At 66.9% G+C, this 22,658-nt stretch carries 21 protein-coding genes and 2 riboswitches; of the genes, 6 read left to right on the top strand and 15 right to left on the bottom strand.

The annotated features are described in order from the left end of the window. Positions 1–5: 5 nt before the first annotated feature. Together OG394_RS03760 and OG394_RS03755 are read right to left on the bottom strand one after the other, a co-directional pair. A complete protein-coding gene (locus OG394_RS03760; protein ID WP_328993420.1) occupies positions 6–1,118 on the bottom strand; it encodes a sensor histidine kinase in 1,113 nt (370 codons plus the stop codon). Then, positions 1,111–1,794 (bottom strand): response regulator transcription factor, encoded by a 684-nt coding sequence (locus OG394_RS03755; protein ID WP_328993419.1) that lies wholly within the window; start codon positions 1,792–1,794, stop codon positions 1,111–1,113. Before OG394_RS03755 ends, OG394_RS03760 begins: the two co-directional genes overlap by 8 nt. A gap of 87 nt (positions 1,795–1,881) precedes the next feature. Between OG394_RS03755 and OG394_RS03750 the strand changes: the two genes are divergently transcribed. Further along, complete coding sequence (locus tag OG394_RS03750; protein ID WP_328993418.1) at positions 1,882–2,499, top strand: M15 family metallopeptidase; 618 nt, start codon at positions 1,882–1,884, stop codon at positions 2,497–2,499. A gap of 63 nt (positions 2,500–2,562) precedes the next feature. Then, positions 2,563–2,657, top strand: a riboswitch (glycine riboswitch). After that, positions 2,658–2,753, top strand: a riboswitch (glycine riboswitch). A gap of 54 nt (positions 2,754–2,807) precedes the next feature. Continuing rightward, complete coding sequence (gene glyA / locus OG394_RS03745) at positions 2,808–4,118, top strand: serine hydroxymethyltransferase (RefSeq protein ID WP_328993417.1); 1,311 nt, start codon at positions 2,808–2,810, stop codon at positions 4,116–4,118. A 20-nt stretch (positions 4,119–4,138) separates the two neighbouring features. On the opposite strand, the gene OG394_RS03740 is transcribed toward glyA, so the two are convergent. The 3 genes from OG394_RS03740 to OG394_RS03730 all read right to left on the bottom strand — a co-directional run bounded on the left by OG394_RS03740 (position 4,139) and on the right by OG394_RS03730 (position 7,221). Continuing rightward, positions 4,139–5,446: a family 43 glycosylhydrolase gene (locus OG394_RS03740; RefSeq protein ID WP_328993416.1), complete on the bottom strand. Its 1,308-nt coding sequence runs from the start codon at positions 5,444–5,446 to the stop codon at positions 4,139–4,141. A gap of 195 nt (positions 5,447–5,641) precedes the next feature. Continuing rightward, positions 5,642–6,301, bottom strand: coding sequence for a methyltransferase family protein (locus tag OG394_RS03735; protein WP_328993415.1), 660 nt, complete (start codon positions 6,299–6,301; stop codon positions 5,642–5,644). 5 nt (positions 6,302–6,306) lie between these two features. Beyond that, the gene (locus OG394_RS03730; protein ID WP_328993414.1) at positions 6,307–7,221 is read right to left on the bottom strand and encodes a type II secretion system F family protein; all 915 of its coding nucleotides are present in this window, start codon (positions 7,219–7,221) and stop codon (positions 6,307–6,309) included. Between the two features lie 98 nt (positions 7,222–7,319). On the opposite strand from OG394_RS03730, the gene OG394_RS03725 reads away from it, so the two are divergent. After that, on the top strand, positions 7,320–8,183 hold the full coding sequence (locus OG394_RS03725; RefSeq protein ID WP_328993413.1) for an RNA-guided endonuclease InsQ/TnpB family protein: 864 nt from the start codon (positions 7,320–7,322) through the stop codon (positions 8,181–8,183). A 41-nt stretch (positions 8,184–8,224) separates the two neighbouring features. On the opposite strand, the gene OG394_RS03720 is transcribed toward OG394_RS03725, so the two are convergent. The 7 genes from OG394_RS03720 to OG394_RS03690 all read right to left on the bottom strand — a co-directional run bounded on the left by OG394_RS03720 (position 8,225) and on the right by OG394_RS03690 (position 15,351). Continuing rightward, entirely contained in the window at positions 8,225–10,162 is a 1,938-nt protein-coding gene (locus OG394_RS03720; protein ID WP_328993412.1) for a VWA domain-containing protein, read from the bottom strand. Continuing rightward, complete coding sequence (locus OG394_RS03715; RefSeq protein ID WP_328993411.1) at positions 10,159–11,538, bottom strand: CpaF family protein; 1,380 nt, start codon at positions 11,536–11,538, stop codon at positions 10,159–10,161. Before OG394_RS03715 ends, OG394_RS03720 begins: the two co-directional genes overlap by 4 nt. Beyond that, positions 11,535–12,710 (bottom strand): AAA family ATPase, encoded by a 1,176-nt coding sequence (locus OG394_RS03710; protein WP_328993410.1) that lies wholly within the window; start codon positions 12,708–12,710, stop codon positions 11,535–11,537. The genes OG394_RS03715 and OG394_RS03710 overlap by 4 nt, the downstream gene beginning before the upstream one ends. Before the next feature lie 11 nt (positions 12,711–12,721). Beyond that, positions 12,722–13,540, bottom strand: coding sequence for a Flp pilus assembly protein CpaB (cpaB, locus tag OG394_RS03705; RefSeq protein ID WP_328993409.1), 819 nt, complete (start codon positions 13,538–13,540; stop codon positions 12,722–12,724). Positions 13,541–13,562: 22 nt separating this feature from the next. After that, entirely contained in the window at positions 13,563–14,648 is a 1,086-nt protein-coding gene (locus tag OG394_RS03700; RefSeq protein ID WP_328993408.1) for a pilus assembly protein TadG-related protein, read from the bottom strand. Then, positions 14,636–15,052 (bottom strand): TadE/TadG family type IV pilus assembly protein, encoded by a 417-nt coding sequence (locus OG394_RS03695; RefSeq protein ID WP_328993407.1) that lies wholly within the window; start codon positions 15,050–15,052, stop codon positions 14,636–14,638. Before OG394_RS03695 ends, OG394_RS03700 begins: the two co-directional genes overlap by 13 nt. Positions 15,053–15,177: 125 nt before the next feature. Then, complete coding sequence (locus tag OG394_RS03690; RefSeq protein ID WP_328993406.1) at positions 15,178–15,351, bottom strand: Flp family type IVb pilin; 174 nt, start codon at positions 15,349–15,351, stop codon at positions 15,178–15,180. A 296-nt stretch (positions 15,352–15,647) separates the two neighbouring features. On the opposite strand from OG394_RS03690, the gene OG394_RS03685 reads away from it, so the two are divergent. Together OG394_RS03685 and OG394_RS03680 are read left to right on the top strand one after the other, a co-directional pair. Beyond that, positions 15,648–16,358, top strand: a complete 711-nt coding sequence (locus OG394_RS03685) for an A24 family peptidase (RefSeq protein ID WP_328993405.1) — start codon at positions 15,648–15,650, stop codon at positions 16,356–16,358. A gap of 142 nt (positions 16,359–16,500) precedes the next feature. After that, positions 16,501–17,199 carry a response regulator transcription factor gene (locus tag OG394_RS03680; protein WP_328993404.1) on the top strand — a complete coding sequence of 233 codons (699 nt, stop codon included), beginning with the start codon at positions 16,501–16,503 and terminating at the stop codon, positions 17,197–17,199. Positions 17,200–17,228: 29 nt separating this feature from the next. On the opposite strand, the gene OG394_RS03675 is transcribed toward OG394_RS03680, so the two are convergent. Beyond that, positions 17,229–18,254 carry a M14 family zinc carboxypeptidase gene (locus tag OG394_RS03675; protein ID WP_328993403.1) on the bottom strand — a complete coding sequence of 342 codons (1,026 nt, stop codon included), beginning with the start codon at positions 18,252–18,254 and terminating at the stop codon, positions 17,229–17,231. A gap of 77 nt (positions 18,255–18,331) precedes the next feature. Continuing rightward, positions 18,332–19,171, bottom strand: a complete 840-nt coding sequence (locus tag OG394_RS03670; protein WP_328993402.1) for a GTP-binding protein LepA — start codon at positions 19,169–19,171, stop codon at positions 18,332–18,334. A gap of 274 nt (positions 19,172–19,445) precedes the next feature. Between OG394_RS03670 and OG394_RS03665 the strand changes: the two genes are divergently transcribed. Further along, on the top strand, positions 19,446–19,823 hold the full coding sequence (locus OG394_RS03665; RefSeq protein ID WP_328993401.1) for a DoxX family protein: 378 nt from the start codon (positions 19,446–19,448) through the stop codon (positions 19,821–19,823). Positions 19,824–19,843: 20 nt separating this feature from the next. On the opposite strand, the gene OG394_RS03660 is transcribed toward OG394_RS03665, so the two are convergent. Then, a complete protein-coding gene (locus OG394_RS03660) occupies positions 19,844–22,633 on the bottom strand; it encodes an AAA domain-containing protein (RefSeq protein ID WP_328993400.1) in 2,790 nt (929 codons plus the stop codon). Positions 22,634–22,658 lie beyond the last annotated feature (25 nt).

Here is a 22,658-nt window from a genome sequence, read left to right as displayed (position 1 = left end):
GATCGTCAGCTACCAGCGGCCGGTAGTTGCACCGTGACGCGGAGCCCGCCGCCGGGGCGCGGGGTGAGGGTGAGGGTTCCGTCATGTGCTCGGGTGATGCTCTTGACGATGGCCAGACCGAGGCCGACACCTGCGTGGTCGGTGCGGATCCGTCCAGTGCCGCGCTGAAACGGCTCGACCAGCGTGGAAACCACTTGTGGGGTGAGCTTCTCGCCGGTGTTCTCGACGGTGAGCACCGCGGCTTCCGGGCGGACGCTGGTCGTGACCCACACGGTCCCCTGGTCAGGCAGGTTGTGGACGATCGCGTTGTGCACAAGGTTCGTCGTCAGTTGCTGCAGGAGCGCGTGTGAGCCGATGGTGGGAGTCGGGTCGCCGGAGGTCTCGATGGTGAGACCACGTTTTTCTGCGAGCGGGAGCAGCGTTTCGGTGGCCTCTTCCGCTATCAGGGACAGGTCGACGTGTCCTCGGGTGAAGGATCGTTGGTCGGCGCGGCTGAGCAGGAGCATTGCCTCGGTGAGGTCGATCGCCCGGGTGTTGACGAAGTGGAGGCGTTCGACGAGTTCGCCATTGTCGCGGTCCGGATCATTGCGGGCGACATCGAGCAGCGTCTGCGTGATCGCCAGCGGGGTGCGCAGTTCGTGGGAGGCGTTGGCCGCGAATCTCTGCTGTTCGGCGACGTGGGCTTCGAGCTGCGCGAGCATGGTGTCGAAGGCGTCGGCGAGTTCGCGGAACTCGTCCGTGCGTCCTTCCAGCTGGATCCGGTGCGCGAGAGATCCGTTCGCGGCCATGCGAGTGGCATGGGTGATGCGAGCCAGCGGCGCGAGCATGGCGCCGGCGAGGATCCATCCTGCGACGAGGCCGAACAGCAGCAGGAAGACCAGCATCGCGGCGGCCTTCGGTCCAAAGGCGATCAGAAGGTCCGAGCGGTCGGGAACGCCCGTCCCCGGGAGGCCCGGCGATCCGTCCCGCCGGGTGCGGGGGTCGACGATCACCCAGGGTATGTACCGCAGCAGGAAGAGCCACACGACCGCGAGCAGCAAGACGCCTGTCAGCATGATGCACGCCGCGTAGCTGAGGGTCAGCTTGAGGCGAACGCTCCAACCAGGCGCCCTAGCCACGGTCGGCTCCCTCAGCTCCTGTGTCGATGCGGTAGCCGACGCCGGCCACGGTGGCGATGATCCCGGGTTCTCCGAGCCGTTTGCGCAGTGCCGAGACGGTGATCCGCACGGCGTTCGTGAAGGGGTCGGCGTTCTCGTCCCACGCTCGTTCCAGTAGCTCTTCGGCGCTGACGACACCGCCTTCGGCAGCGACGAGAACCTCGAGCACGGCGAACTGTTTCCGGGTGAGCGCGACGTACCGTCCATCGCGGTAGACCTCGCGGCGGAACGGATCCAGCCGCAGGCCTGCGATCTCCCGCACGGGCGGTCTGTTGTGGCCGCGCCTGCGGTCGAGTGCCCTGAGCCTGAGCACGAGTTCTCGAAGGTCGAAGGGCTTCGTGAGGTAGTCGTCAGCGCCGAGCTCGAACCCGGTGGCTTTGTCGTCGAGCCGATCGGCCGCGGTGAGCATCAGGATCGGCATACCGTTGCCGGAGGCCACGATGCTTTTGGCGATCTCGTCGCCGGAAGGGCCCGGGATATCGCGGTCGAGGACGGCGATGTCGTACGTGTTGATGCTCAGCAGTTCCAGCGCGGTGTCCCCGTCGCCGGCGATGTCGGCCGCGATCGCCTCCAGGCGTAGGCCATCGCGGATGGCCTCGGCCATGTAGGGCTCATCCTCGACAACCAGCACACGCATACTCCCGATGCTACGAGTTGGCGCATATCGTCGGCGTATTCAAAACGCCATACGTGCTGGCAACCTCGCGATGCCTTGACTGACAGCATGAGTCAAACGGCAACAGGAAAAACCTCCCGCAGGACTCCCCGGTCCTACGCCGTCGGCCTGGTCGTCGTCACCGCCGCGGTCATCGGACTCTTCGTCTATCGGTCGGCTTTGACGCCCTCATTCGGCGAAGTCGGCGACCAAAGCGGCCAAGGCGGTACGACCACCGAGGATGGCGGCTCCCTCCCCGACCGCGTCACAGTGTTCGACGACGAGTATCCCGGCGTGGCCAACCTCGACCCCGAGCTGCTCCAGGCCCTGCGCGAGGCGGCGACCGATGCCGTTGACGACGGCGTCGAGTTCTACATCAACAGCGGATGGCGCTCCCCGGCGTACCAGAATCAGCTTCTTCGCGAGGCGATCTCGAAGTACGGCTCGGCAGAGGAAGCTTCCCGATGGGTAGCCACCCCCGACAAGTCTCCGCACGTGTCCGGGCACGCGGTCGACATCGGGCACGCCGATGCCAAGGCGTGGCTGTCCGACCACGGCGCCAAGTACGGACTGTGCCAGATCTACCGCAACGAGCCCTGGCACTACGAGCTACGCCCCCAGGCGACCGGTGATGGTTGCCCTCCGATGTACGCCGACCCCACCCACGATCCAAGGATGCAGCAATGACCGTGTTGACCATGTTGCGGGATTCGACCTAGAGTCAGCGGCCCAACTGCATATCGCGCCGCTCGAATCGGGGCGGGAGAGCTCTCGTCCACCATGGCGAGGCGCCGAAGGAGCAACTCTCCCCAGAATCTCTCAGGCCCAATTACCGCTCCGATGAGGCGAACTCTGGAAAGACAGGACCCTGGTCCTGCGCCCACGGTGCAAGCCGCCCACCGGCGGTGAAGCTCTCAGGTACCGATGACAGAGCGGGGAGGTCACCCAACCGTGGCACCGCAACCTGCGGTGTCTGACAAGGGAGCCTCCCACTGATGACGACATCGCGCGATACGTCCAAGCACACCCGCGACCTGAGCACCCACGACCAGTCGCTGGCCGACTTCGATCCCGAGATCCACGCCGCGATCGAGGCAGAACTCGGACGCCAGCAGGACACTCTCGAGCTCATCGCCAGCGAGAACTTCGCCCCGATCGCGGTGATGCAGGCACAAGGCTCCGTCCTGACCAACAAGTACGCCGAGGGTTACCCCGGTCGCCGCTATTACGGCGGCTGCGAGCACATCGACGTCGTCGAGAAGCTCGCCATCGATCGGGTCAAACAGTTGTTCGGCGCCGGCTTCGCGAACGTCCAACCACATTCCGGCGCCCAGGCGAACGCGGCCGCCATGGTCGCCCTGCTCGATCCCGGCGACACGATCCTCGGCCTCGACCTCGCGCACGGCGGCCACCTCACGCACGGCATGCGCCTCAACTACAGCGGCAAGTTGTACGACGTCGTCGCCTACCACGTCCGCGACACCGACTTCGCCGTCGACATGGCCGAGGTCGAGCGGCTCGCACTCGAGCACCGGCCGAAACTGATCGTGGCCGGATGGTCGGCGTACTCACTGCACCTGGACTTCGCCGAGTTCCGGCGGATCGCCGACCTCGTCGGCGCGTACCTGATGGTCGACATGGCCCACTTCGCCGGCCTCGTCGCCGCGGGCCTGCACCCGAACCCACTCCCGCACGCGGACGTCGTGACAACGACCACGCACAAGACGCTCGGTGGACCTCGCGGCGGTGTGATCCTGACCAATCACGCGGACCTGGCGAAGAAGTTCAACTCAGCGGTCTTCCCAGGTCAGCAAGGCGGACCGCTGGAACATGTGATCGCCGCCAAGGCAGTGGGGTTCAAGCTGGCCGCGACCGAGGAGTTCCGCGACCGGCAGCGCCGTACTCTGGCGGGTGCGCGCACGCTGGCGGCACGACTACTGGCCGACGACGTTCGGGCGGCCGGAATCTCCGTTCTCACCGGAGGCACCCAGGTCCATCTCGTGCTGGTCGACCTGCGGAACTCGCAACTCGACGGGCAGCAGGCCGAGGACCGGCTTCATACGGTCGGCATCACCGTGAACCGCAACGCCGTCCCGTTCGATCCGCGGCCGCCGATGGTCTCCTCGGGACTGCGCATCGGCACCCCCGCACTCGCCACCCGTGGTTTCGGCCCGGCCGAGTTCACCGAGGTCGCGGACATCATCGCGACCGCGCTCATCCATCAGCCGACCGAGCAGCTCACCCTCGAGCTGCGGACCCGAGTATCCAACCTGGCAACGAAATTCCCGCTCTACCCAGCACTCTGACCTGCCCGACGGCGCAGGGTCTATTGGACTTCGAGGTAGTCGACCTCGGCGTAGGCGGCGCCCTTGGTCAGCCGGATGCGGTTGAACCCGGCGTTGAGGCTGATCGAAACGGAGGCCTGCCGCCAGTTGTCCCAGCCGGTCGCGGGATAGCTCACCGACCCCTGATTGTTGCCGTTGACAACGACACCGTGGGTGGCGGTGCCACTCGTGCCGTTGGCATAGCCGACGTGCAGGGTGTAGCTACCCGACCGGGGTGCGTAGACCGTGTTCTCGACCCAGGAATCCCCGAAGTCGATGTACGCCGCGACCGCTCCTTGGGAGGCCCCGGCCGCGCCGGTCCGGACCCGGCAGTTGTTCAGCGTTCCGGATTCGGCCTCATACCGCACCCGGCTCCCGCGGACGACCGGGTAGTCATTGGCCCAGCCGAGATCCGCGACGTACAGGTGTCTGGATCCGTTGACCCAGCCGTGCAGAAACACCTTGTCGGCCGTGAAGTCGGCCCCGCCCGGACCGCAGACCCGGTTGTCGAAGCTGGCCGTCGTCATCAGCGGCCGGTACGCCACCGTCCACGGACCATTCAGCGAGGTCGCCGTCGCGTACGAGGTCAGGTAGTTGCAATCGACGTACCCACCTCCCGAGTAGAACAGCACGAACCTGCTGCCACGCTGGACCAGGTCCGGAGCCTCGATCACGCCGCTGGAGGACAACAGGGCGGTGTTGCCTCCGCTCAGGGCCGTGCCATTGTTGACGGTCCGGGTCAGCCAGAGGGTCGAGTTCACGCCGACCGCGTTGCCATCGTTCTTCCAGAGCAGGTATCGCGTGCCATCGTTGGCGACGAAGGTGTTCGCGTCGATCGCACCGCCGAGGTTCAGCGGGCAGATCATCGGCGCTCCCCCGGCCGGGCTGAACGGCCCGAGCGGCGAGCTCGCGGTCGCGACGCCGACGCACTGGCGCCCGGTCGACCGGTGCCAAGCCGTGTACGTGAGGGTGAAACTGCCGTCAGGGTTGCGATGTACGTCGGGCGCCCAGGTCCGCCCGGCCTGCGCCCAACCGCTCGACGGTCCACCCGGCATCGCGTCGCCGCGGATCGTCCACGGACCGTTCGGCGCGGGGGCGCTCGCGACGGGCACATGACCGCGGCCGTTGTTCGTGGAGTAGGCGTACCAGGTGTTGCCGACCTGGATAACGTCCGGATCGGGGAAATCCTCGGCGATCACGGTCTGCGGGAATACGGCGGCCGTCGTGGCCTGCTCACCTGCCGCGGCCGGCACGACGGGGGCGGCCAGCAGGGCCAGCGCCGTCAGCAGCACCGGAACTCGTCTGCGCATCACAACACTCCTCAGGTGGGGCGGAAACCTGTGGAGCTGAGCTTTACATCGTTTCACCTGCTCTGACGAGACCTCAGCACCACAGGATCTGCCCGCGCTCCGCGCTCCGCAACCTACGGATCTGGCACCGCGACCGGCGCCGGCTTCCGCTGGCCGCACCATGCCACGGCGCCGAGAGGCTGCGGGCTTTCGCCGTTAGAAGACGCCGGGGAGTAGGGCGGCTGTGCGGGCGCGGTAGGCCGTGTAGGGCGGCAGGGTGGTGATCAGGATTTGTTCTTCCTGGCTGGCGCGGTAGACCTGGAGTGCTACCAGCGTGCACCAGACGGCAGCGGCGGGGACGGTGCCTACGGCGATGGCCAGTCCGAGGGAGGACACGATCTCGCCGGTGTAGAGCGGGTGACGAATCCACCGATAGGGGCCGTGTTCAACGACTTCGCGCGCCTGGGCGATGATCGACAGGTTCTTGCCCAGGGTGCGGAGCGACCAGAGCGACCACACCGTGCCGGTGACGAGAAAGACGTCGGCGACCAACTCCCGTGACATGCTGACCGTGCCGTTGGGGAGCATGGGAAAGACGAACGGCGTCAGCGTCCCGGTGACCGCCGCCGTGCGGGCCACGACCGAGGTAGTCGTTGCTTTGGCGGGTCCGCGGCGCAGGTAGGCCCAGATGATCAGGACGTAGAAGGCTCCGACCAGGGCGTTGCTGATCCACCGCAGCACGCCGGCGAATCCCGGTCCGACCGACTGCGTCAGGATGATGGCGTCGGCGGTCAGCATCAGCGTACAAAGCGGCACCATGACCAGACGTCCGGCGTCCATTCGGCGGGAGCTGGTCTCGGTCTTGACGATGGTCATGATTCCTACTTTCCGAACAAGACGTTGACGATGCTGAGCGCGCCCGGCCCGATGATGACGATGAATATCGAGGGGAAGAGACAGAACACCAGCGGGAACAGGATCTTGACCGGCACCTTCTGCGCCTTCTCTTCAGCGCGCTGCTTACGGCGCAGCCGCATTTCCTTCGCCTGTTCACGCAGTACGTCGGCGATCGTGATGCCCAGCTCGCCTGCCTGGATCAGCGCGGACACGAACGAACGCAGCTCGGGCACCGTGGTCCGATCCGTCAGCGCGCGCAGGGCCTGCGAGCGGGACTTCCCGATCTGGATCTCCTGCAGCACCCGGGAGAACTCCAAAGCCAACGGGCCAACTGTGTTGCGGGAGACCTGCGCCAGCGCCGCGTCGAACCCGAGTCCGGCCTCGACGCAGACCGTGAGCATGTCCAGCGCATCGGGCAAGGCCTTCTGGATCTTGTCCTGACGCTTGATGCCGGCGTTGTACAGCAGGAGGTCCGGCAGGAAGAACCCCACGGTCGCGGCCACCGCGCCGCCCACGATGAGCCAGCCGACGGTGCGCATGCCGTACAGAGCTCCGAGTCCACCGAGGACGAACAGACCGACACCTTTCGCGGCCAGGATCCGGTCCGGCGTCCAGCCCGACGGGTTGCCTGCGAGGTCGAGCCGGCGCTGCAGCGTGGTGGTGATTCCCGACGGCGAGAGCCGCAACGCCAAGCCCCGCAACCAACCAGGTAGCGCCGCGAACGGATCGCGCTTTGCCTCAGCCTCGACCGGCGCGTGCTGCGTGTAGTGGCTGTCGATCGTGGCGAGCGCCCTGGCCACGCCAGTATCGACGGGCCGCGCGGAAACACTGACTACTGCCAGCACAACAGCGACAAAGATCGCGGCAACGCCGCTGACCAGGAGCAAGGTAGTCGTCATCGGCGTACCGGCGTGGAAGCCCCGTCCTTCAGGGTGGGGAGGTAGCGCCGGTCCCTCCCTTCAGGAAAGTGTCGGTGGCGGCCGCCACCATTGATGTTGTGTCCAGGTACCGCCTTGTCCCGACCCCCGCGCAGGAGACCGCGTTGCTGGGGCACTGCGGCCACGCCCGGTACGTGTGGAACCTGGGGCTGGAACAACGGCTGATGTGGCGACCGGGACGGCCACCCACCCCCGGATACAGGGTCCAGGCAGCGCAGCTGACCGAGGCCCGCGCGGCGGAACCGTGGCTGGCGGCGGGGTCGCAGACGGTGCAGCAGCAAGCGCTGCGCGACCTTGACCAAGCCTGGCGGAACTTCTTTGGCGGTACCCACTCCCGGCCGACGTGGCGGAAGGAAGGCCAGCACGAGGGGTTCCGGATCGTAGGGCCACAGGCCCAACGAGTTGAGCGGTTGAACCGTAAATGGGGTCGGGTGTGGGTGCCGAAAGCCGGCTGGATCAAGTTCCGCTGGTCGCGGCGGGTGCCCGAAGCCAAGTCGTACCGGATCACCCGTGACCGGATGGGTCGGTGGCACATCGCCTTCGCCGCCATCCCCAAGCCGATCCCCGCCGCACGCGGCACCGTCGAGGCACCAGGACGGAACGTCGCGGCGAAGGCCGGGTTGAACCGGGGCATCCTCGCCCAGGGCTGGGGCCTCCTCATCCAGCGTCTTGAACACAAGGCGACAGGCCGGGTCGAGAAGGTCCACCCGGCTTACACGAGTCAGACGTGCGCGGAGTGCGGGCATTGCGCGTCGGAGAACCGCGAGAACCAAGCGGCCTTCCGATGCGGTGCCTGCGGCCACACCGCAAACGCGGACGTCAACGCAGCACGCAACATCGCGGCCGGACGGGCCGTGACCGCACGCCGAGGCACGAGATCTGTGCCGCTGAAGCGTGAACTTCATCTCGCTACCTCCTCGTAGTGGTTGGAATCCCCGTCGGTAACGGCGGGGAGGACGTCAATTCACGCCTCCACCTTGACCAGCACGCGAATCCAGAACGCGCCGATGATGATCAGAACGCCGCCACCGGCCACCACCATCAGGCCGACCGGGGTGGTGAAAAGCGGACTCATGTACTCCGGTTTGCTCCACGTCAGCCAGGTGCCGAGCACGATCGGCAGGCCGACGATGATGTAGCCGGAGAGTCGGCCTTCGGCGCTGAGGGTACGGATCTGGCGACGGGTCTGAGCCCGTTCACGCATGGTGTCGACCGTGTTCTTCAGTACCTCGGCCAAGTTGCCACCGACCTCGCGCTGAATCCGGGTGGCCATCACGACCCAGTGCAGGTCGCCGCATTCCATCCGGTCCGCGACATGGTCCAGTCCGTCTTCGAGCTGTACGCCGATCCGGGTCTCTGCCAGCGCGCGCGAGAACTCCGCCGCGGCGGGTTGCGTCCCGTCGCGTACGACCGAGTCGATGGCTTGGGCCAGCGAGAACCCGGAGCGAAGCGAGCCGACGATCAGCTGCAGCACGTCCGGGAGTTGTTCGCCGAAGGCCGCGCGACGGCGACTGATGCGGATGCTGAGGTACAGGCGCTGAAGGATCCAGGCGGCGACAAGTCCGATCGGCACACTCAGCAGCGGTGTGACACCGATGAGCATCAACGCGGCCGCCAGTACGGCGCCGCCGCAGAACGCCAGCACCGTCCATTCGGCCGGCTTCCGTCGTACGTCGGCAAGGTCAAGCCGCTTCGCGAGTCCTTGTTCGGCGCCCGTGGTGCGGAGGGCCTGGCCGACGAACCCGACCGCCGTCCGTGCGGCCGCACCCTCGGACTCGCTCGCGACTAATACGTCATGACGGGGTCCGTAGTGACTCATCTGCCGGTCCAACCGGCGCGCGGCGTCTTGGCGAACACCCTGCCACCGCAGCAGGACGACAACGAGCAACACCACGCCGAAGACCGCACCGAGTAAGGCGAAGAACAGCCATGACCAGATCGTCCGGACCGGCACGGCAGCGGCCTCTGTCGGGATCGGCGTAGCTGAGGGCTTCGCCGCTGGGATCGCGGCAAAGGTCACCGTGGTCGTCGCGCTGACCGAACCGATGGTGACGCGCAGGGTGGTACGTCGGCCGGCCAGTGCGTCCGGCACGGTGACATCGACCTTCGCGCGGGCGGTGAAGTTGCGCGCCACGGCAGCGAATGCCGTCGTCAGCTCGTCCGCGCCTTGGGCGGTCAGTGTCCGTCCGCCCGCGGCCGCCGCGATCTGCTGGGCCGCCGACGCGTCGCCGTTCCCGTACCGGAACGCGACCACGTCGGCAGGGATACGCGAGGCCGCGAGTTGGCCGGTGACCGAGGTGAGCGTGGCTGTGCTGGTCGTGTCCACGCCGTCCGACAGCACGACCAATCGGCGTTGCGCGGAAGGGCCGAGCTTGGCGGCATCAAGGGCCGCAACGGCTGCGCGGACTGCGTCGTACAAGGCCGTGGCCCCAGCTGATTGCACGTCAGCCAGTGCGTTGCGAACCCTTGCGCGGTTGGCAGTCGGCGGTACGACGAGCCGGGGCTGGTCGGAGAACGTCAGCAGACCAGCCTGTACGTCGCTCGGCAGCGCGGTGAGGTAGCTCAACGCCGCCTGCCGCGCGGCGGCGATCCCCGAGGCCGCCATCGAGCCGCTGGTGTCGAGCACGATCATCACTCCGCGCGGCGGGGCGGAGGACGTCGTCGTACTGCTGACTGGCGTGACGCTCGCGGGCAACGCGGTGCCGCCGGCGTCGACCCGGACGGTCTTCGAGTCCAGCTTTCCGGAGACATTGGCGGTGGTGAGGACGAAGCTGGCACGCCCCTGGCTGACCTGCACGGAGTCGATCCGGGCCGACGGTTTGCTGTCCGCCTGCGCAGCGGTCGGCAGCGCCACGGCCAGACAGGCGACAGCGGCCGCGAATGCGCGCAGTCCCCCAGTCATCGCGGCACCTCATCCAGGCCGAACATCCGCGGCGACAGGTACACGCCCCGCTCAGCCAACCGGTCCAGGAAGCCCGGGCGCAGACCAGTGGATCGCAGCGTGCCGCGGAACCAGCCGCGCTCGTCGACACCGGCTCGGAAGTCGAACAGGAAAAGGTCTTGCAGGGTGATGACCTCGCCCTCCATCCCAGTGACCTCGGTGATGTGGGTGATCCGGCGGGTGCCGTCCTTGAGCCGGGACTGGTGCACGATCAGGTCGATGGCGGACGCCATCTGCTCGCGGATCGCCCGCTGCGGCAGGTCGATCCCGGCCATCAGCACCATCGTCTCCAGGCGGGCCAGCGAGTCGCGCGGCGCGTTGGAGTGCACCGTCGTGATGGACCCGTCGTGCCCGGTGTTCATCGCCTGCAACATGTCCAGCGCGGCGCCGTCTCGAACCTCACCGATGATGATCCGGTCCGGGCGCATCCGCAACGCGTTGCGGACCAGGTCGCGGACCGCGATCTCGCCGCGCTTCTCCACGTTGGCCGGCCGGGACTCCAACCGCAGCACGTGTTCCTGCCGCAGCTGCAACTCCGCCGCGTCCTCGATGGTGACGATGCGCTCGTCGTCCGGCACGAACGAGGACAGCACGTTCAGCGTGGTCGTCTTGCCGGAGCCGGTGCCGCCGCCGATCAGGACGTTCAGCCGGCCCTTGACGCACGCGTGCAGCAGCTCGGCGACCGGCGCGGTCAGCGTGCCGAACGAGGTCAGGTCCTCGACGCTGAACGGGTCGGCGGCGAACTTCCGGATCGTCAGCAGCGACCCGTCCAGGGCGACCGGCGGTACGACGGCGTTCACCCGGCTACCGTCGGGCAGCCGCGCATCCACCATCGGGCTGGCGTCATCGACCCGGCGGCCGACCCGGGAGACGATTTTGTCGATGGTACGACGCAGGTGCCCCTCGTCCGTGAACGCCGCGTCGACCGCTTCCAGCCGCCCGTCGCGCTCGACGTAGATCTGGTCGTGGCCGTTGACCATGATCTCGGAGACACCGGCGTCGCGCAGGTAGGGCTCGAGCGGGCCATGGCCGAGGATCTCGTCGGCGACCTCTTGCGCGACGCGCGCGCGGTCGGCAGCGGTCATCGGGGTGTCGTCCCGCTGCAGAACCGCCTGCAGGGTTTGGGTAACCCGTGTCTCGAGCTCGCGCTGGTCGAGATGCGCGTCGTACAACTTGGGCCCCAACGTCTCCAGCAGGCCCTGGTGCACGCTGCGCTTCACGCCGGCGAACGGGTCGGCGTTCCGCGCCGTACGGCGGGGCACCCCGACGGTCGCCTGCGGCCTTGGCGCGCGCGACCCCCCTGCCTGCTGCTGAGCCAGCCGCTCGGTCAGGTTCATCCTCGCCTCCTCACACCACGACGCGCGTACACCTTGGTCCGGGCCGGCTCGGCCCCGCCGAGCAGACGTTCGTGGGCGAACCGCGTGATCGCCTGGCTGACCGGATGCCCCGGCGTACCGAACACGATCGGGATCCCCTTGTTGATCGAGATCGGAACGTGGCGGCTGGAGGGAACGTTGCCGTTGATGGGACTCCGCACCACCCGCTCGACGTCACTGCCCGACAGCCCGACCTTCGAGTCGGAGCGGTTCACCACCACGGAGCGGATATCGCGCGAATAGGACAACAGGTCGAGCATGTCCAGCGTGATCCGCAGGTTCTTCATCGCCGGGGTGTCGGGCGTGGTCAGCAGCACCAGGTGGTCGGAGACATCCATCGCCGTGAGCACGTGCTCGCTGAACTGGGCCGGGGTGTCGACGACGACGAAGTCATACATTCCACGCAGTACGGCGAGCAGCTCGCCGACGAGCGCAGCGGGAACCTTCTCGCCGTCGCCAGGTGTGACCGGGGCCAGCAGCATGTCCAGTCCCGGCCGGTACGACGTGAGCAGCGACGCCGCCCCGGTCGTGTCGAGGTGGCCGGCCATCGTCAACGCGTCGCTGATCGTGCGCACCGGCTCGAGCTGAACGCTGATCGCCACGTCGCCGAACGACAGATCAAGGTCGACCACGCAGACCCGGTGGGTCTCGCTCGCCGCCAGTGCCGCGGCCAGGTTGATCGCGATCGTGGTCTTGCCGCAGCCACCCTTGGCGGCGAACACGGTGACCACCTTGCCCTCGTGTTCCGGCTCGGGCTCGTCGGTGTCACGCACATCGACGTGCACCTGCCTCGACAGCGCCAACGAGCGATCACAGGCGGCGGTGAGCGCCTCGGTATCGCCGGCCGTGACCACTTCCCGTACGCCGGCCCGCAGCGCCTCGGTAAGGAGTGCGACGTCGACCTGATCGCGGACCAGGATCACGCCGGCGGCCGGCCGTTCCAGCCGGAGGTGCGCGGCGAACCGCAGCGCCTCTGCGGTGTCAGCCTCCGGTCCGACCACGACTAGGTACTCGGCGGGGTCGTCGCTCAGGGCGCGTAGGGCGGCATCGAGGTCATCGACCGCGCGCACGGTTTCACCGACGATCGAGGTGCCTACGGCCGGCCATGCGGCCGTCTGGCAAAGGATGGTCATCGCACTCCTCCTTACTTCTTCTTCGCCGGTGGTGGGAACTGCGGTACGACGTGGTCGTCGGGGGTGATCTGGGCCGACGGTCCGATCAGCGCCAGGTACGGCAACCCCGTTTGGGTCAAGAGGATCAGCCGCTCGGCGTCGTCCTGGTTCACCGCGACGGTCACCAGCGTCCGGTCGTTCTGCGGGCCTGCGCCACTCTGCGAGAACGTGTTGCCGGTGGCCTTGGCATCCTCCTCGGGCGGGGTCGAGGAGGATGCCGGACCGATCGCGATCACCCGCACCTTGGGTACGACGACGCGGGTGGTGCCGAGGCCCTTGCCGATCTGCTGCTTGTGCTGGCCGGTGCAGTTCGGCTGCGCGCTGACATCACCGTTGCCATTGACAACTACCGTGCCGAACACGGCCACGTCCGAACCGACCCGAACGTTGCCTGCGACGATCTCTGGCGCGCAAAGCGTGAAAGTGACCGCCACCTTGCCGTCCGGAATGACCAGTCCCCCGGCGTCCTTCGCAGCCACCAGCATCGAGTGCAGTAGCAGCTGGCCGGGACTGAGGTCGGCCGAGATGACCAGCTCCTCCTGCTTCGCCGTGATCTCCGTGATCGCCTCGGTCGACACCGAGGAGGCCGGCAGAATCTCCCTACGCAGCGAGGATTTCGCGTCCTTCGCAGTGGTTCCGGACGGGATCGCCTTGTCCGCCACGAGCACGGTCACCGCCTGCTGTCCTGCCACCGCGCGGGCGTCCGCGTGGTTGACATAGACCAGCACGGCGGCCGTTCCGAGCACGGCCAGCGCCACGGCCAGAATGATGGTCACAACTCGACGTTTCATGGCTTTCTCTTTCCTGGCCGTACTATCCGGCGAGCTTGATCGCGGTCGCACCGAAGTAGGTGCCGCCGCCGATGGTGGTGGTCATTGGTACGAGGGCCTGCGTGAAGTGGCCGTAGATGCAGGACGGAGTCGTGTGCCCGTTCGGACAGGACGCGTTGGTGAACGGTGCCGGGATGTCGTCGTGCAGCGGGTTCATGTTGGCGTAGCCGGTGAGGATGAACGCGGCCAAGCCGATCAGGTGATAACTAGCACCACTGCCCGATCCCGTCGTCGTGTCGAAGATCGGGATGTAGATCGGCGTCCCGTTCGCGACGTACGACGTCAGCGCGTCCTGGCAGGCCTTGGAGATGTTCTTGCCGGGGTCGCTGCCCGACGCATACCCGTTCTGGGTGAGGTCGACCTCGGCAGTACAGCCGCCGACGTCGTTCAGCCAGCCGAACTCACCGGGTTGGCTCAGGCCGTCGCAGGTGGGCGCGTTCGGCGCGTCGCGGACGAAGATCCTGACGTCGACGCCGAAGGTCGGCGGAGTGCCACCCGTCGCCTGCGTCCACGCACAAAGGGACAGCGTCATCGCCAGCGACTTCGAGCTTTGGATAGCCGGCCCCCACATCGCGCGGGCGCAGGCGAGAACCGTGCTGCCTTGGTATCCCGCGTTCCCCGCAAGCGCACGAGAGAACACCGGGGGCAACAGTGAGGATCCGCCCGTGGTCCTGGTCGCGGTATGCACGTCGACGTAGTTCGTACCAGCCGGTGGCGCGCTCGGGCAGTCGATCATGGTGCCGGTCGATGCCGGGCAACCGGGCAGGCCGCCGGTGTTGGATTGACCGCACACCAGGCTCACCGCGGAAACGCCGTCCTTGGAGTTGAGATTCGCGTACGGCACGGCGGTTCCCGGCGCACAGGTCGGGCCGATCACGCACGTCTTGGCGACGGCGATCGAGCCGGCGTCAGCGCCGTTCTGCAACTCGGCACGCTCTTGGTACAAGGTGCCGACGTCGATGGTCAGCGCGGCCATACCAAGGAGCACGGCGCTCCCGAACAGCATGCCGACCAGGACGCCGAAGGCACCTCGGTCATCCCGCAGCACTGGCCGGACTAGGTTTCGCATGGCATGACTCCCCGCGCGGACAAGGTGGTCTGGCCGGTCAAGCCGGAACCACCGAAGAGGCTGACGAGATAACCGAGCCCGGGCGTGAACTGGAAGCTGTAGCTGGCGTCGAGAACGCCGTTGCTCCCTGGTCCCGCGCCGGCCGGGCAGGACGACTGGATCGCCACGCCCACCGGGGACAACCCGGTCGCGGCGGCCTGGGTGCGACCGGCCACATTCGGCTGCCCGAGCGCGACCAGCCGGACGCCTTCGCGCGCGGCCTGGGTGAGGGTTTGCTGGGCGTTGAGCATCCGGCCGAAGTCGACGATGCCCAGCACCAGCAACAGCAGCAGGGGAAGCAGGAGCGCGAACTCCACCGCGGCAGCACCACGATCCGCGCTGCCACTTCCTCGTCGCAGGTTCATGACTTCTCCCGGTTGCTGAAAGGTGATTCTTGGCGGCTGGTGTCGAGACCAGCGGCGGCCCGGCCGATTCGGCCGGGCCGCACCACACGATCGAACTGAGTGGATCGGCAGATCGCTCGGATCGATCAGAGGTTGCCAGCGACGTTCTGGAACAGCAGCGCGATGGCCGGGCCGAGGATCACCAGCGCCGGAACCACGATCATGGCGATCAGAGCCACCATCAGGCCGTACTCGACCATCGTTGCGCCGCGCTCGTCGCGACGGGCTTCCTTCAGCAGGGTCTGCAGGTTCTTGAGCATTTGGAACTCCTCCTTCTGCCGGCGGGTGTCGGACCCCACCGAATCGTTCGAGCGGCGAGCTGCCGATCGGTACCGAAACCGTGCGGCATCGGCGTACCGGCAGGACATCGGTCAACCGGTCAGAACGAGGCCACTGATCGGCTGACACGGCCTGTCGATCGGCGGACATCGGACGACAGGGTTGTCGGGCGATCGGACGACACCCGTCGGCCGGTCAGTCACCATCCGGCGCCACTCGGCCAGTTCTGCCGCGGCGTGATTCCGTCACCGGCACGGGCGCGGTTAGCTTGGCCGGCATGGACATCGCGTGGATGGTCGCCGGAGGTGCGATCGGTTTCGTCGCCGGAATGGCTTTGCGCAGCACGGTTTTCCGGCTGTCGGTGGCCTCCGGCGAGCCGGACCGCACCAGCTGTTCGCGGTGCGCGACCCCGCTCGGGGTTCCCTTGCGGATCCGGTGCGCGCGCTGTCATGGCTGGTTCGGTACGCCGCTCGTCCTCGAGTTGGCCACCGCCGCCGTCCTCGCCTTGCTGCTCTGGCGATTCGCCGCTCGCGCGGATGCGGCCGCCTTCGTCTTCATCGGCGCGCTGGGCGTGGCACTGGCGGCCATCGACATCGCTGTCCAGCGGTTACCGGACCGGCTGACCCTGCTCCTGTATCCAGGTCTGATCGTCCTGTTCGGAGTCGCGACTGTGCTGACCGGACAACCAGCGAACCTGCTTCGCGCGCTGCTGGGCGGGCTGGCCCTGGGCGGCGGTTACCTGGTGCTTGCGCTCGCGAGCCGGGGGCAGCTCGGCGGCGGCGACGTCAAGCTCGCCGGCGGACTTGGCATCGCGCTGGGCTGGCTCGGCTGGCCGACCCTCGTCGCCGGGGCGACCTTGGGCTTCGTGCTGATGGGCTTGGTCAGCCTCGGGCTGTTGCTCGCCCGCCGGATCACCCTCCAACACGCGATCAGCTTCGGGCCGTTCATGCTCGGTGGTGCCCTATTGGCCGTTCTGGCCGGCGCGTGACTCGATAACCAAGCACTCAACTGTTTAGAAACAAACTACCCGAGCAGATTCCGTAACGGACCGTAGGGATTCCCCGATCACTGTTACAGCAGGTGACTTCAGTCACTCTCCTGTATTAAGCAAGGTTCACGGGGGACACGCCATGCGGAGCTCGATCAAGGTCGTCATCATCGACGGCCACACCTTGACCAGGTACGGCCTGGTCCGACTGGTCAGCGCTGACGCTGACATCACCATCGTCGGCGAAGGCGGCCTCGCGTCCGAGGCACACGCTCTGGTCGTGTCCAAACACCCGGACGTCGTCGTACTGGATGTCGCACTGCCCGATGCCGACGGGCTGCGCCTGGCCCGTGAACTCCGCGACCGCCACTCCGAGCTCGGCATCGTCGTACTCACGGCCCAGGCGGAGGACGACGTCTTGTTCCGGGCCCTGGAGACCGGCGTTTCCGCGTTCGTCGCCAAGACCGCCCCGACCACCGAAGTCCTCGGCGCCATCCGCCATGCCGCGGTTGCTGCCGCCTCCTTCACTGCGACCGGTCTCGCGCATGCCGTCGCCCGCCGCAGCCAGGTCGCCGCCGGGCAACCCGCCATCAGCCAGGTCACCGCGGGCGACCTCGCCGTCAGCCTGACGCTGAGTCCGCGCGAGCGCGAGGTACTGACCCTGCTCGCCGCCGGCCTCTCCGTCCCCGCGATCGCCGCCACCCTCTTCGTCAGCCTCTCGACGGCCAAGACCTACGTGTCCCGCCTGTACGAAAAGCTCGGCGCGCCGAACCGTGCGAACGCGATGATGACCGCGTTCCGGCTGGGCCTGATCAAGCCGGAGCTCACCGCCTCCGCTTAGTGGTGGCGCGTCTTAGTGGGTGGCGCGTCCTACTCCTCGTGTGGGTTGTCCACGAAGACGCCGCGCAGCGGGATGGTGTCCGCTCGGGCCGGATCCTGGGTGAAGACCGTGCCCTCGGCGATCGACTCCAGCAGCGCCGCCATCGTCACGTACGCCGTCCGGACCAGCATCCCGGAACTCTTCTGCCCGATGTCACCACGCAGCTCGACCAGGACACTGCCGGCACCGCGAATGCCGTACGAGTTGCGCGCGATTCCACGCGGCAGCGTGCCCGGGTACTGGCTGACCTCCGCGAACCCGTAGTGCATGAGGGTGTCGAAGATGACCAGGCACATCTGCCGCGACAGCGCGATCGCCGCGGCCGGCGCGTCCGGGTGGTTCGGCCAGAAGATCGACGCGGTGATCAGGTCACCGTCGGCGCTGCGATAAGAGCCCTGATGGTGGAAGTCGACGACCATCTTCGGCTGGTACCGGATGGCGACCCGCTGCACCGCGGCAGCCTCTGGCACCGGGTTCGCGTCGGGCGCGACTGCCGGATCGTGCCAGCGGTTGACGTCGAAACCGACGCCTGGGGTACAGAAAGCGCCGGAGCAGTCCGGATCGTGGTTCTCTCGCTGGAACCGCTCGGAGCCGTCCGGATTGACCTTGGGGATGACCAGCAGAGTGACCTTGCTGAGAATGCTGTCCCAGCCGGCGCCACCGTTGCCTAGCCGCTGGAGCAGCTGCAGTGCGGCCTCGGTTCCGAGGGGCTCGTTGCCGTGCTGCTGCGTGATGTAGAGGACCTTGGTCGGGCCGGTGCCGACCTTCGCCAGGTACAGGTTCCGCCCTTCGTTCGAGCGGCCGACGGTCTCCAGCGAGACGCGTCCCTTGGAACGCTGCTCGATCTGCCGGAGCGCTTTGACCATCTCGTCGTACGAATGCAGGCGCTGCAGACTGACCTGCTGGGAATCCTGCACCCAAGGGCCATTCGGGACGGTTTGTGGATCAGCGGTCGCGGTCGCCGTGGTGGCCACAGCAAGGCTCATCACCAGCAACGCAAGCATCGATCTGCGCATGGCGGGCACCTCCCAGAAGGGGTTATCTTCTCGACACTAATAACCCCGATGACCCCCTGCAACAGCTCGACGGGTCTCTAGATGCGGTCGGTTGCCGCGAGCTTGGCGGCGGACCTGAGGGCGTCCACGACGTACGCAGGCACACGCAACCCCTGCCTACGCGCCCACAACAGTTCGAGTTCCAGCCGCCCGATCTGCTGGGCGTAGCGGGTCAACCCGCTGCCACCTTCCGCCGTGATGCCGAGATGGTGCATCACCGCGCCGAACTCCGCCCACTGCCTCTTGGTATACGCGCCAACCGGTTCGAACGTATGGCGCCGCAGCGTCCGGACCAGCCACTTCTGCCACGAGCCCAGCTCCGTCCACAACCCCTGTGCGGCGATCTTGTAGTAGGCGAAGTGGCCCGGCTCCTGGCGACGAATCGGCGCGATGATGGTCGTGGCGACAGCGCGCTCGCCGAGGTCCAGCAATCCCCGGTGAAGCTTGTTGTACGCCAGAATGGCCGACTGCTCCGTCGCTACGCCGGTGAGGTAATACAGCATCCGGCTCACGTCTTGTACGGCGCTCCATCGCCCGAGGGAACCGAGCACGCGGAAGCTGAACGCCACCGAGGTGAGGTTCGGGTCCGCCGGCGGCAGACCGGCCAGTGACTGCAACCGATCCAGCAGCAGGCCATGGTGGGTCTCCTGCGGAAGCCACACGTCGGTGTAGAAGTGCCGGTCGACAACAGGTGGATCCGGCAGCAGGAAATTCAGCTCGAGCACGTTCCGCTCGACTTCCAGCTCGACCCTGGACATGTAGGTGAGCACCGGACCGAACCTCTCGGCCAGCAACTCCGGCCGCGCCATCGAATAGTCGGCGCTACCCAGCGGAATCGGCGGATGCTCCTCACCCAACCGGTCCACATGCTCGGCCAACCGCGCCTCAACCGAAAACGGCCGCCGCCGGCGCCCGCGCCCGCCACGCCGGACAGCAATCATGACCAGACCACCCCGCTCACGCGGATCCGCACCTGACTACCGCTGCCATAACCAGCCATCACTCCCCCCACCCACCGGCCTCCTAACATCGTAGGCCGCTCAAACAAGCCCCCGCCTCCGATTTCCGCCAGACCTTCCGGCGGTCCTCAGTGCTGCCGCGCGTAGGGTCTGGGCGTCGGTCGTTCGGCCGCGTGGGCTTGTAGGGGTGGGAATGTTCGCACTGGCTGTTGTGGTCACGGTGCTGTTGTTGCTCGAGGTCGTGCCGTCCGCGGCGACACAGCTCCCCCGCCTCGGTGTCGCCCTGGCCCGTCTGGACGAGCTGACCCGCCTCGGCGTCCTGCAGGGCCGCAACCTCTGGGTCGTCACCCTGCTGGGCAGCCTGCACACGGTCGGCGCCGTCGCCGTCATCATCGGCCTCTGGACCCCACTGGTCGGCGTCATCGGCGCCGCCATCGAGACGCTCATCTTCGGCTGGACCCTCGACCGGCAACTCCGCGCAGGCGACCGCGGCCGCGCCCTCCTCGCCTACTCCATCTTCACCACCTCAGCACTCGCAGTCCTAGCAGTCGATCTCCTACGAGTCGGCTGACAGCATCGCGACGCAGAGATTCACCGGGTGGGCGACTCGGTCCGATAGGTCTCGGCGCGATCCAGTTCCGCGCGGATCCTCTGCTCCTCGCCGCTGCCCGTAGTCGGTAGCCGCAGCAGCGGCAGGCCGTACGTCTGGAAGATCGCGTTCTTGAGGGCGTCGCGTTCGAGCTGGGCCGGATTGTTCTCGTGGTACGCGAACCCGTCCACCTCTATAGCGAGCAGCGGGCGGTTGCTCACCCGGTTGTAGACGACAAAGTCGACGGATGCCCGATTACCGACATAGGTCGCCTGCCGAGATGTCAGTCGCTCGACATCGGCCAGCAGGTTCCGCACCAGCACCTGGGAGCTCACGGTCAGGTGCTGGTACTGCTCCTCGGCCAGGATGTCGTGCAGCACAGTCCAGGCGATGTCCTCCGACCGGTACTTCAGCTCGTTCCGCAACCGCGCGGCCAGCGGTTTCAGCCGCTCGGAGTACTCGCGATAGAGCAGATCGAACATCGACACGACCTGGCTATCGAGCACGCCGCCATCGACGTCGTGGTAGCCGATGTAGTCAATGAGGTCACGGATGTACCGGCTCTTGGAGAGCTTGTCGTGGTTCGTCACCAGGATGAACTTCTTGACCGCACGCGACACCGCCACGTTGATCAACTGTGGGTCGTCGACGAACTTGAGTCCGGTCTGCCCAGGCCAGGTCTCGTCCAGAACGGTGGTCATGATCACGACGTCCTTCTGCCGCCCTTGGTACTTGTGGACGGTGTTCGCATCGATCTTGTCGATCTCGGTAATGAAGGCCTGGCTGACGTGATCGGCCTGCCGCCGGTACGGCGTGGTGATGCCGATGTCCGAGCGAGGGATAGCCGCGCAGTTCTGCGGGATGACCTCGTTGACGATGACATCCACCTCGCGCTGGTTCGATCGGCCACCGCTTTGATGCCGGCGCATGTGGTTGCCCTCGGCGGTGCGCCACACGATCATCGGCTGCTCGCCTTCGCTCCGGGTGAAGGGGACGAGCCGGCCGTCGTAGAAGGACTTGTTGCAGAAGCCGATGATCGCCGGGTCGCAACGGTAGTGCTCACGCAACAAGGTGCTCGGGAGGTCCTGCTGGTACAGGGCATTCAGCGACGAAAGGATGCTGTGCGCCTCATAATCGTACGCAGGCTGCGGCGCGATGGCGTCGCGCGCGGCGTCGCCATCCGCGATGTGTGGCAACTGCTTGAGATCCCCCACCACGACGAGGTTCCGGCAAGAGGCCAGCGCCGCTCCCGCGGCCAGCAGGCTGACCTGCGACGCCTCGTCGATGATGAGGTAGTCGAGAAGCTGCCCTGACGGAAGGTTTCGGCGCAGTGAGTGGCAGGTACTCAGCAGCACCGGATAGTCAGCGGCGAAGCGCGTGAAATTCTGTCGGTAATCACGGGCGGTGAAGATCCTGGATTCAAGGCCCTGGTAGCGGACGCCGAGTGCGGCGTACAGGGCCTGGACCGATAGCCGGCTGTGCTCGTCGAGGAGCCCGGCGAAATCGGCTCTGCTCAGCTCGTCATCCAGCTGCGCAAGCCGTGAAGTCAGTTCGGCGATCCGCTGGTCGTAGAACGCCCGTTGCAGGCTAAGCACCACGGCCGTCTCGCTGGGGTCGAGTCCACGCAGCGATCCGTACTTGAAATACGTCCTGATCCGTCGGACGAGACCGCGACGCCGGCCCGCTTCCAGCTCCGACTCGGCGAGGTAGTCGAGAATGCGGTCGGACGAGCGGCGGAGCAACGGTAGGCGGTCGAGCTGCGACAGGTCACCCGGCGCGACGTGCTTCTCGAAGTGCCGAAGCTCCAAGCTGTAGGCATCGACCTCCTGGCGCAGTCGCGCGCGATCCCGCTCTGCCTCTTGCAGTCCGCGGAGGCGCCTGTCCAGCTCGACCAGTCTCTCGGCGGGAGGCTCGGGCGGAGTCTGGTTCACGAACTCCTTGAGCTCCGCGTTCCGGTGCGGCTGACGAGCGAAGAAGTCGTTGACCATGTCCACGTTGCCGAGCCGAGCAACCACGTGCCCGAATCCAAGGGCCTCGAGCTTGTCCCGAACGTTGTCGACAGCCGAGTTACCGAACGAGACCACCCCGACGGTCGCCGAACCGGTCGTGATGATGTTGGCGATCAGATTCAGGATGGTCTCGGTCTTGCCGGTGCCCGGCGGACCCTCGATGACGGAGATCGAGTGGGTGAGGGCGTTCTCGACCGCTTGCCGTTGGCTCAGATTGCAGCGAAAGGGATAGATCGGGGCCGTGCCGAGTTCCCTTGCCTCGATCGGTGAGCCCTCCAGGTACCGCCCCAAAGCGCTCTCGGGGTGAACGAAGTCCAGCGAGTCGTACACCGACCGGAGCGAGTCGCCAGTCGGCAGGCGGGACACGATGTCGCGCCAGTAGCCCAGAATGTCCGCGGCCGCCGGATTGTTTGCGACATTCGAAATAATCCGTACCTGCGATGCCGGTCGCATGCTGTGCGCCTCGCCCCGTTCCGTCGTCGTATAGAAGACGCGTGACCAGGACCCATCGTCGCCAGGAAAGGTGCAGACCTCCGTCGCGTTCTCCCAGATGACACCGTCAACCTCGATCTGTTGCCCCTGGCCGAGAGTGACATGTTCGGGCTGTCCGAGGATCCGCACTCGCTCCGGACCGTACGGGTACGGCCTGGAGCTGCTGGTGAAGACGATCTCGATCCTTCCGTCCGCCCGCTGTGCGTAGCTGACGACCTCCAGCGTCTTGTCGTCGAAGCGCCCTGTCCTGGCATTGCGAACCAGGATGGCCTCACGTCGCGGATTGCGCATGCCTCCCCCAGGACGTCGACATCAG

This window comes from Kribbella sp. NBC_01245, from assembly GCF_036226525.1.
Lineage (GTDB): Bacteria > Actinomycetota > Actinomycetes > Propionibacteriales > Kribbellaceae > Kribbella.
The sequence above is the reverse complement of the archived record's forward strand: the minus strand, read 5'-3'. Positions and strand labels throughout refer to the sequence as shown.

Bases quoted from the DNA above. Each gene is read 5' to 3' on its own strand.
- OG394_RS03755 (WP_328993419.1), bottom strand. From the start codon at position 1,794: ATGCGTGTGCTGGTTGTCGAGGATGAGCCCTACATGGCCGAGGCCATC.
- OG394_RS03750 (WP_328993418.1), top strand. From the start codon at position 1,882: ATGAGTCAAACGGCAACAGGAAAAACCTCCCGCAGGACTCCCCGGTCC.
- glyA (WP_328993417.1), top strand. From the start codon at position 2,808: ATGACGACATCGCGCGATACGTCCAAGCACACCCGCGACCTGAGCACC.
- OG394_RS03740 (WP_328993416.1), bottom strand. From the start codon at position 5,446: ATGCGCAGACGAGTTCCGGTGCTGCTGACGGCGCTGGCCCTGCTGGCC.
- OG394_RS03735 (WP_328993415.1), bottom strand. From the start codon at position 6,301: ATGACCATCGTCAAGACCGAGACCAGCTCCCGCCGAATGGACGCCGGA.
- OG394_RS03730 (WP_328993414.1), bottom strand. From the start codon at position 7,221: ATGACGACTACCTTGCTCCTGGTCAGCGGCGTTGCCGCGATCTTTGTC.
- OG394_RS03720 (WP_328993412.1), bottom strand. From the start codon at position 10,162: ATGACTGGGGGACTGCGCGCATTCGCGGCCGCTGTCGCCTGTCTGGCC.
- OG394_RS03715 (WP_328993411.1), bottom strand. From the start codon at position 11,538: ATGAACCTGACCGAGCGGCTGGCTCAGCAGCAGGCAGGGGGGTCGCGC.
- OG394_RS03710 (WP_328993410.1), bottom strand. From the start codon at position 12,710: ATGACCATCCTTTGCCAGACGGCCGCATGGCCGGCCGTAGGCACCTCG.
- cpaB (WP_328993409.1), bottom strand. From the start codon at position 13,540: ATGAAACGTCGAGTTGTGACCATCATTCTGGCCGTGGCGCTGGCCGTG.
- OG394_RS03700 (WP_328993408.1), bottom strand. From the start codon at position 14,648: ATGCGAAACCTAGTCCGGCCAGTGCTGCGGGATGACCGAGGTGCCTTC.
- OG394_RS03695 (WP_328993407.1), bottom strand. From the start codon at position 15,052: ATGAACCTGCGACGAGGAAGTGGCAGCGCGGATCGTGGTGCTGCCGCG.
- OG394_RS03690 (WP_328993406.1), bottom strand. From the start codon at position 15,351: ATGCTCAAGAACCTGCAGACCCTGCTGAAGGAAGCCCGTCGCGACGAG.
- OG394_RS03685 (WP_328993405.1), top strand. From the start codon at position 15,648: ATGGACATCGCGTGGATGGTCGCCGGAGGTGCGATCGGTTTCGTCGCC.
- OG394_RS03680 (WP_328993404.1), top strand. From the start codon at position 16,501: ATGCGGAGCTCGATCAAGGTCGTCATCATCGACGGCCACACCTTGACC.
- OG394_RS03675 (WP_328993403.1), bottom strand. From the start codon at position 18,254: ATGCGCAGATCGATGCTTGCGTTGCTGGTGATGAGCCTTGCTGTGGCC.
- OG394_RS03665 (WP_328993401.1), top strand. From the start codon at position 19,446: ATGTTCGCACTGGCTGTTGTGGTCACGGTGCTGTTGTTGCTCGAGGTC.
- OG394_RS03660 (WP_328993400.1), bottom strand. From the start codon at position 22,633: ATGCGCAATCCGCGACGTGAGGCCATCCTGGTTCGCAATGCCAGGACA.